The organism is Seongchinamella sediminis, assembly GCF_003457605.1.
Taxonomy (GTDB): domain Bacteria; phylum Pseudomonadota; class Gammaproteobacteria; order Pseudomonadales; family Halieaceae; genus Halioglobus; species Halioglobus sediminis.
Genome location: NZ_QRAN01000044.1, coordinates 1 through 8,393, shown reverse-complemented (window position 1 = coordinate 8,393; position 8,393 = coordinate 1). Strand labels below are relative to the sequence as shown.

The 8,393-nt window shown below is 61.7% G+C and carries 8 protein-coding genes; 3 read left to right on the top strand and 5 right to left on the bottom strand.

What is annotated here, in order from left to right; translation table 11 throughout:
• A partial coding sequence (locus DWB85_RS19095) for a hypothetical protein (protein WP_205422825.1) occupies positions 1–236 on the bottom strand: 236 nt, incomplete at its 3' end.
• Between the two features lie 54 nt (positions 237–290).
• A complete protein-coding gene (locus DWB85_RS19090) occupies positions 291–1,466 on the bottom strand; it encodes a hydroxymethylglutaryl-CoA reductase (protein ID WP_117957659.1) in 1,176 nt (391 codons plus the stop codon).
• 103 nt (positions 1,467–1,569) lie between these two features.
• Between DWB85_RS19090 and DWB85_RS19085 the strand changes: the two genes are divergently transcribed.
• Complete coding sequence (locus DWB85_RS19085) at positions 1,570–2,625, top strand: AraC family transcriptional regulator (protein ID WP_117957657.1); 1,056 nt, start codon at positions 1,570–1,572, stop codon at positions 2,623–2,625.
• A 469-nt stretch (positions 2,626–3,094) separates the two neighbouring features.
• On the opposite strand, the gene DWB85_RS19080 is transcribed toward DWB85_RS19085, so the two are convergent.
• On the bottom strand, positions 3,095–3,787 hold the full coding sequence (locus DWB85_RS19080; RefSeq protein WP_117957655.1) for an anti-sigma factor family protein: 693 nt from the start codon (positions 3,785–3,787) through the stop codon (positions 3,095–3,097).
• Between the two features lie 12 nt (positions 3,788–3,799).
• The gene (locus DWB85_RS19075) at positions 3,800–4,267 is read right to left on the bottom strand and encodes an RNA polymerase sigma factor (RefSeq protein ID WP_239017400.1); all 468 of its coding nucleotides are present in this window, start codon (positions 4,265–4,267) and stop codon (positions 3,800–3,802) included.
• Between the two features lie 198 nt (positions 4,268–4,465).
• On the opposite strand from DWB85_RS19075, the gene DWB85_RS19070 reads away from it, so the two are divergent.
• Positions 4,466–6,400, top strand: a complete 1,935-nt coding sequence (locus DWB85_RS19070; RefSeq protein ID WP_239017399.1) for a S8 family serine peptidase — start codon at positions 4,466–4,468, stop codon at positions 6,398–6,400.
• A 26-nt stretch (positions 6,401–6,426) separates the two neighbouring features.
• On the opposite strand, the gene DWB85_RS19065 is transcribed toward DWB85_RS19070, so the two are convergent.
• Entirely contained in the window at positions 6,427–7,356 is a 930-nt protein-coding gene (locus tag DWB85_RS19065; protein ID WP_117957650.1) for a surface lipoprotein assembly modifier, read from the bottom strand.
• A gap of 151 nt (positions 7,357–7,507) precedes the next feature.
• On the opposite strand from DWB85_RS19065, the gene DWB85_RS19060 reads away from it, so the two are divergent.
• The gene (locus DWB85_RS19060; protein WP_205422824.1) at positions 7,508–8,227 is read left to right on the top strand and encodes an esterase/lipase family protein; all 720 of its coding nucleotides are present in this window, start codon (positions 7,508–7,510) and stop codon (positions 8,225–8,227) included.
• The last annotated feature ends 166 nt before the right edge of the window (positions 8,228–8,393 follow it).

Here is an 8,393-nt window from a genome sequence, read left to right as displayed (position 1 = left end):
GTCAGGTCGCGTACCTTGAGGGCCTCGATCTGGTTGGCGTTGAAGGCGCTGATGGACATGGGTACGTCCTGCGAACCCTCCTCGCGCTTGCGGGCGGTGACGATGACTTCTTCGAGCAGTGCCGAGCTGCCCCGGGCACCGCTTTGCTGGGCCTGCGCCGCCGGAGTACCGGCCCCTAGGCTGACAACAGCGGCCAGCGTGGCCTGGCTCAACACATTGATGTGATTGCGTTTCATGAGTATCCCTCGTTGTTACGGCTTATAGTTATGGGGGCCATTGCTGGCACCGGTTCAGGGGCGATTACGACCGAGTTCGTCGTGGCTGCTCACCCACTCTTCAGACACCACCGCGGCGCCCAATGAGATTTCTCCGCACAGCACCGTGGCGGCGATAATTTCTGCCAGCTTGTGCGCCTTTCCGGCGCCATAGCAGTCCATGGTCTCCAGGCACTCGCGCTGGGTCGCGAGACCGGTGCCGCCGCCGTAGGTGGCAACGATCAGCGAGGGCAGGGTGACCGAATAGTAATAGTCGCCTTCCGGGGTGATTTCCGCATACACCAGGCTGGCGTGCGACTCGGCCACATTGGCTTCGTCCTGGCCGGTAGCGATAAAAACCGAGGCAATGCCGTTGGCCGGGTGCACGCCATTGTGCACCGCGCCAGCCATCAGGCCACCCAGTTGCGAGGCCATACGGGCGGCGTACATGGCCTCGGGCGTGGTCCTCATCCGCTCCTGCAGCAGTGTCCGCGGCAGGGTGATTTCGGCGATCACCCGCTTGCCGCGACTGTGCAGGGTATTGAGTTGCGAGTGCTTCTTGTCGGTATCCATATTGCCGGAGAGAAAATAGCGGGAAATGGGGCCCTTGTAGTGTGCATTGATCCACTGGCAAGCGGCGTAAGTCGCCTTGCCGCACATGTTCTGGCCGGCGGCGTCGCCGGTGGTGTAGTTGAAGCGCAGGTAAATCATTTTGCTGGCGGGATATTGCTCGATGTTGCGCAACTTGCCCACGCTGGTGGTGGTCTCGGCGGCGGCCTTGATGTCGCTGAAGCGGGTCAGCAGCCAGTGGGCGAAATCCCTCGCCTGGCGCGCGTTTTCGAAGACATACACCGGTGAGCGTTGCATCGCGTCGTCCACTACCGTCGTGGTGATGCCCCCGGCTTCCCGGGTCAGCTTCATGCCACGACTGTAGCTGGCCACCAGGGTGCCCTCGGTGGTTGCCATGGGCACGAAAAAATCGCCCTGGGCATGCTCGCCGTTGACCCGCACCGGACCGGCGAAGCCCAGGGGCATCTGTACAATGCCGGTGAAATTCTCAATATTGCCGGGCAGGGAGCCGGGGTCGAAGGAGTACTGGCCCACGTGGTGCAGGCTGGCCCCGCTTTGCTGTTCGATAAACTGGCGTCGTTCGGCGGCTGCCTGCTGTGTATAATCGTTGTCCGGCGAGCGCGGTATCTGGATGGCTTTCATGGGTATTCGCTCTGTTGGTTAGGAAATAGCTACAAGACAGTAATGAGACTACGCCCGGGTGACACGACCCGCATGACTGAGCACGCCAGATTCATGACCGAAGATGCCAGCAACCGCAATTAATCAGGGCAAACCGCCCACAGTGCTGTCCAGCTGGACCCAGGTCCTGGTGTCGGCGCTGGAACAGCGCGGCCTGGATACCCGGCCGCTGCTGCTGGCAGCCGGCATTGATCCGGCCAGCGTCGCCGAGCCGGGGAGGCGCTTTCCACTGGCGGCCACGACCCGCCTGTGGCAGCTGGCCGCCGAGCAAACCCGGGAAGAGACCCTGGGGCTGTGGGTGTCAAAGTTTTCCAATCACACCACCTTCCACGCCCTCGGCTATGCCTTCATGGCCAGCCGTAACCTGCGGGAAGCGCTGGAACGGGTGGTGCGATTCAATGCCACCGTCAGCGACGTGGCGGAAGTGAGCTTCGCCCGGCGCGCCGATACCAGCGTTATCGACTGGCACCTGCGGCCGGGCGCCACCCAGCCGGCGCCGGAGGCGATGGAGGCGGTGATATCGGCCATCCTGCGCGCCTGCAGGCGCCTGTTGGGGCCCGACTTCTCGCCACTGCGAGTCAAGCTGATGCGGCCCGAACCGGAACAGGCGCAGGCCTTCGCCGATTTCTTTCGCTGCGAGGTGGAGTACGCTCACCCGGGCTACGAACTCGAGTTTCTTACCGGGGAGCTCGAGCGACCGCTCGCCGGCGGCAACGACGAACTGGCGCGCTCCAACGACCGGGTGATGGAGGCGTATCTGGCGCGCCTGGAAATAGGCAGTGTCGCCACTCGCCTGCGTACCCTGCTGGCCACCGACCTGCCCAGTGGTGTCAAGTCCCAGGAGGACTATGCCGGGATTCTCGGGATGAGCGGCCGCAGCCTGCAGCGCAAACTGAGCGCGGAGGGCGTCACCTTCAACCAGGTGTTGAGTGAGACCCGCTGCGATCTCGCCCGTTCCTATCTCGGCGAGGCGGGCGGACCCTCCCTGGCGGAGGTGGCCTTCTTGCTCGGTTTTTCCGACAGCAGCAGTTTCTCGAGGGCGTTTCACCGCTGGACCGGGATTGCTCCCAGTGCCTTTGCGGCCGGGGAACGGCCCCAGCACCAGGACCCGGGGCTGTAGTGGCCGACGAAATTCTGGGCGGTGGGCAAAATAAATAAATTTTTTTCCAATAATGGGGAATAAGTTCTGTTCCCCAGCCGTCATGTAATCAAAGTGGAGTGAAACACCACCTGGAGGTACCGGGTGACCTGCCATTTGGGTACGCATCGAAGAGCCTTAAGGCCGTTACAGAATGCGAGGCAGTCACTGCAGACCTCACCTTTTTCGCCACCGAGTGCAGGCAAGCCCTGACTTCGTGGCTCATGCCTCCCAGAGCGGGGACCGCTAGCCCTCCGCACTGAACTTCAGGGCCCGTCATCTACATGGGGTGGCGGGCCCTGTTTCTCTTTTTGATTTACCGTTTATCTCTTTAATTCAATCAGTTAGCCTGTGTTGTTGAAGCGTTTTCCGTGCTGTTGGTCCAGGGGTTGCGGGCACAAAAAAGCCCGGTTACCTGTCGGTACCGGGCCACGCGCAAGCTATGGACCTGCTATTGCCAGTGACTGTCGATCAGGGCCTGCTCATCAGCGGCGCCGAGGGCGATACCGGCGGCGTGTTCGGCCAGGAAGTCGGCCACGGCATCGGCGTCACCGGCGCCGGCGGGGCGGAATTCCGAGGCGCTGCCGGGGAGCTCGGCTGCGGCGACCACCCGGGTCGTCCACTGGCCGGCCTCGCGGCAGGCAACACCACGCTGCCCCTCGCCTGCAATATTCACCAGGTACTCGCGACACCAGCTGCCATCAATTGACTGGAAGCTGAGCACCGGGCGGGCCGAACTGCCATCGGCAAGTGTCTGCCACTCTTCTGCCATGGCAGGGGTGGATTCCAGGAGGTCTGCCAGTGTCGGGCTTGCGGGAGTATTCTGTTGCCACTGCGGTGCCAGCAGGGCGCCGACCGCAGCCACCAGTGACGCCGCCACCGCATACTGCCACGCGGGGCGCCGCTTGCGGCTGGGGAAGCCAACCACGTTGGACGCGGGGCGCAGCATCGCAGCGATCGCCTCGGGGGCCCTGTCGGTGCCGGCGAAAGCCCGCTTTATCCGGCCTTCAACCCCGCTCATGTCGTCAAGGGTGGCCTGTAGTTGTGGCTCGGCTGCAAGCCGCTGTTCCAGCTGGCGGGCGGCGATAGCATCCAGTTCACCGTCCAGGTACTGGGAGAGCAGTTGAAAATCCTGTTCGTTCATAGCGTGTTCTCGTCAGTCCTGATCGCGCTGCGGACTGTAGTGCTGCAGTAAATTTTTCCGCGCCCTGGCGATGCGACTCATGATGGTGCCCACCGGCACCTCCAGGATCTCCGCCGCCTCGGCGTAGGTCTTGCCCTCGATAGTTACCAGGCTGAGCGCCAGGCGCTGTTCTTCCGCTAACTTGTCGAGGGCCGCTGACACCGCTTCAATTTCCCGTTCTCCGTCAGCGATGGCCTCGGTGGACGGGGACTGCGTTTCCTCATCGGCGATGGAGGGGTAGCGCTGTCTCACATCCCGGGACCGCAATTCGTCGATCCACACATTCTTGCAGACCCGGTAGCTCCACCTGGCGGTATGCGCGTCGTCCGGCATACCCTTGAGCAGCAGCTTCTCCACTGTGGTCTGCAACAGGTCGTCAGCATCAGCGGCATTGCCGGTAAGCGAGTAGCAGAACCGGCGCAATCCACCCAGTTCGGCCATCAGAGCCTCACGTTGTGAATCGCTGAGCGCTGGCATACGAATCCTGTTAAAATATGGGACGTTTGGGCGCGCGATTTTATTCCGCCTTTTATTCCGACAGGGGGAATTTTTCTTTGCGCGGCTCGTCATCATTACACTAGACGACGCATTGTCGTGACGGTGAATACTAGCATGCTTTCTTTCAAGTTATTGATAACTTTGACAATAATCCGGAGTTTTGCCCGGTCTGCGGTCGCCGCCACTGTGCTTGGCCTGTGTATGCTGGGCGCCGGGATCGTTCAGGCCCAGGTACCCGGGGTACTGACCGGCACTGAAGTCGAGGAGCAGGTCGAGGACGACATCGAGGATGAAGTAGAAGACTCGGTTAATGATTCGGTGGCGGACGCGACAGACGAGGATGTCCAGGAATCAGTGGAGGATGCCGTTGAGGAGGCTGTAGAAGACGGCCTGACCCTCGGGGTAGACATCAATATCGGCAATCAGGTCGAGGACCAGGTCGAGGACCAGGTCGAAGAAACCGTCGAGGAGACCATTGAAGACGAGTCCGAGCAAATTGCCGAGGAGACGGTAGAGGACCTGGTCGAGGAGACCGTGGAAGAGCAGATTACCGAGACGGTTACTGAAGATGTCGAGCAGAACGTCGATGAAACCGTGGAGGATGCGGTTGAGGAGACCGTGGCCCAGAACGTCGAGGACAGTGTTCAGGACCAGGTTGAGGAGTCCGTCCAGGAGGAGGTCGCCCACAATGTCGAGGAGACAGTAGAGGACGGCGTGGAGGAACAGGTTGAAGCCGGGCTTGAAAGCTCGGTGGAAGAGAACGTCGCCCAGAACGTTGAGGCCGGGGTTGAAAGCTCGGTGGAAGAGAGCGTCGCCCAGACCGTTGAGGCCGGGGTTGAAAGCTCGGTGGAAGAGAACGTTGCCCAGACCGTTGCAGCAGGAGTTGAATCCTCGGTGGAAGACACCATCGCCCAGACGGTTGAAATGTCAGCTGAAGTGCAGGTGGCCGACTCGGTTGAGGAGCGCTTCGAGAACCAGATCGACGATATTCTCGATACCCTGGAAAGCGACCTCGAGGTAGACGAGGACAGGATTGCCCGGGAGCAGTGGCTGGTGATGGCGGAGCCGGAAGTGTTCGAGGAACTGGCGGAGAAAGGCTACCTGTTTGACACCGTAACCGACCTGCCTGCGCTGGGCATGCGCCTGGCCGAGGTGGCGGGCCCCTCCAGCTTTGATATTACCGAGGTCCGCCGCGGGGTGCTGGATGTGGTGGGCAAGGACCGCGCCGAGGTCGACCTCAACCATATTTACACCGCGGGCACGGAACTGGTGGCGACCGAAACCGGCATCGCTCCCCGGCAGGCATTGAGCCTCCCCGAATCCAGGGCCGCCAATGCCCCACGTATTGGCATGATCGACAGCCGGGTTGATGTGAGCCACCCGGCCCTGGCCCTGGCCAGTATCGAGAGCCGGTCATTTGTCTCCCGTGACGGGCAGCTCCCCGACTTCCACGGAACGGCCATCGCCTCGATTATTGCCGCCAACGATGTGGACTACCAGGGCCTGATGCCCGACGCCCAACTCTACGCTGCCGCCGTGTTCGAACAGGATGAAGAGCGTGGGGAAATCGCCTCCACCGTCAGTCTGTTGCGGGCGCTGGACTGGTTGATCTCCAGCGAGGTCGACGTGGTCAATATCAGTCTCGCCGGCCCCCCCAATCGGCTGCTGGAAACCGCGCTGAAGCGCGCCGCCAGCCAGCAGGTACTGGTGATGGCCGCGGCGGGTAATGGCGGCCCGGTGGCCCAGCCCATGTACCCGGCGGCCTATGAAAGTGTGGTGGCGGTCACCGCGGTGGATGAGGGCCGCCAGGTATTCAGGCTGGCAAACCGTGGCACCTATCTCGATATCGCAGCACCCGGGGTGGGTTTGTTGCACGCCAGGGCAGGGGGCGGCTATGTGGCGTCTTCCGGCACCTCGTTTGCGGTGCCCTTTGCCGCCACGGCGGCCGCCAGGCTGTTAAGCGAGCAACCGGGGGTCGACGTGATGACCCTGCTGTACCGGTCCGCCGAGGACCTGGGGCCGCCCGGGCGCGACGAGATTTACGGTCACGGTCTGCTGCGTCTCACCGGTATCTGATTGGCCGGCGCCTGGCCGGATAGGAATTACCAGCGATAGGACAGGCGTGTGCCGATCACATGTTGGTCATAGTCCGATCGGGGGTAGTTTGAATCGTAGTCCCCGTAACCTCCGTACAGGCTGATACTGCCCTGGTCCAGTACCGGGTACTCCAGGTCGATTTTCCAGCGGTGCCGCCGGTCCTCGCGCTCCTCGCCAATACTCGGGGTGATGCCGCTGTAATCCCGGTCCTCATAGCGCCAGGACAGCTCCGCTTTCAATACCTCCCCCAGCACCTCGAAGCGGTGAATGTAGCGTAGCTTTATGTTGTTGGCGCTGTAGTCGTAGCGATCCGCGACCGCGTCCTCATCCTTGAACTTGTAGCCCAGGTTGAAGTAGCTGCGCAGCCCGCGGCGGAAGAAGTAGAAATCCATCTCGCCGGCGTGGCTCTCGGCGTTGCGGAACTGGTTTTGTTCAATCGTCTTGTCCGAGTACACGTAGGCGGCCCGCGCGAACCAGCGCTTGGAGAGGAAACCGGACAGGTAGGGGGAACCGCGGTAGTACTCGAGGAAGTCGTCACCATCGAGCCGGGCATTGATGTAGTAAAGGGTCAGGCCGCCGTTGACCTTGCCAAAGCGGGTGCCCAGGTCCAGCCCCAGCAGGTGGGTCTGGCGGTCGACAAAACTGAACTCCTCGTAGTTTGCCTGGCTGAAGTCGTAGGTGACTGCCAGATCGAGGGAGTCGTTGAACTGATGTTCCACTTTCAGTTCCGCATCCAGCACCAGCGAGTAGTCGCTCTGGTTGCTGGATGCATCCAGCTCATCGACGGTGACATTGCTGTCGTATTCGACACCCAGGCCCACTTCCGCCGAAAACTCGGTCGCGGGCTTGTTGCCATTCTGGCCCACAGCCGGAACCGTCCCCACGCCGGTGGCGAGAGCGCATAACAGTCCTGCCGTGTACACGGGTAGTTTCATCAATTGTCCCGGGAAGCTTTTTATTCGAGCGTAGGCGCCGGATAGCGCGCTGGCGGCAATGATAGCAAAATTTTCTCCCGGGGGAGCCTACAGACTGTGTTCCATTCCCCCCGGTGTATACTCTGGTTTTGCCGGACCTGATCGCCGACCCATGTACCGTCTTCTACTCTGCCGTGCGTTAATGCTTGTCGCCCTGTGTCAATCGGCACCGGCCAGCGCTGATGGCGGTGAGGAGTGCGTGGTTCTGCTGCACGGCCTGTTTCGCTCTGCGGCGGCGATGAAGCCGATGGAATGGTATTTTGAGCATGCGGGTTACCAGGTGGTGAACCAGGGCTACAACTCGCTCTCCGCTTCCATCGAGGTGCTTGCCGAGTCGTCGGTGGGTGCAGGGCTGGCTGCCTGTCATGGCATGGGAGCAGGCCGGGTTCACCTGGTTACCCATTCACTGGGCGGAGTGCTGGTCAGGCAGTACGCAGCCGGACACCCCCTGGCGCCCAATACCCGGGTGGTGATGCTGGGGCCGCCCAACCAGGGCAGCCAGGTGGCGGCCTACTTTGCCGGCCTGGACTGGCTGGACGGCCTGCGGCCGCCGGCGATTGAGCAGTTGGCCGCCGGCGAGGCGTCTGTGCCGCTGAAGCTGGGGCCAGTGGATTTCCAGCTGGGCATAATCGCCGGCAATCTCAGGGACTCAACCCTGTTACCGGGCTTCCCCGAGGGGCCCAGCGATGGCACGGTCTCGGTGGCGGAAACGGTGGTTCCCGGTATGCTGGACTTTTTGCAAATGCCGGTTCTGCACACATTCATGATCTGGAACCCGCTGGTGTGGGAACAGGCCGAGCACTTTTTGCGCACCGGCGCGTTCAGGCGCTGACCCGGCCGACCAGCACATGGTCGGCAGCCCGGGGCAAAAAAATGCTGGGTCTTCACCAAATCGAGTGGGTAGATTAGCCTTGTCCTCATGAAAGATACACAGCTTTACAGTCAGATTCTCGGTATCCAGAAGCCCTGGAAGGTCACCTCGGTAAATGTGTCGCTTG

Excerpts from the sequence above, each read along its gene's own strand:
- DWB85_RS19090 (WP_117957659.1), bottom strand. The coding sequence starts at position 1,466 with ATGAAAGCCATCCAGATACCGCGCTCGCCGGACAACGATTATACACAG.
- DWB85_RS19085 (WP_117957657.1), top strand. The coding sequence starts at position 1,570 with ATGCCAGCAACCGCAATTAATCAGGGCAAACCGCCCACAGTGCTGTCC.
- DWB85_RS19080 (WP_117957655.1), bottom strand. The coding sequence starts at position 3,787 with ATGAACGAACAGGATTTTCAACTGCTCTCCCAGTACCTGGACGGTGAA.
- DWB85_RS19075 (WP_239017400.1), bottom strand. The coding sequence starts at position 4,267 with ATGGCCGAACTGGGTGGATTGCGCCGGTTCTGCTACTCGCTTACCGGC.
- DWB85_RS19065 (WP_117957650.1), bottom strand. The coding sequence starts at position 7,356 with ATGAAACTACCCGTGTACACGGCAGGACTGTTATGCGCTCTCGCCACC.
- DWB85_RS19060 (WP_205422824.1), top strand. The coding sequence starts at position 7,508 with ATGTACCGTCTTCTACTCTGCCGTGCGTTAATGCTTGTCGCCCTGTGT.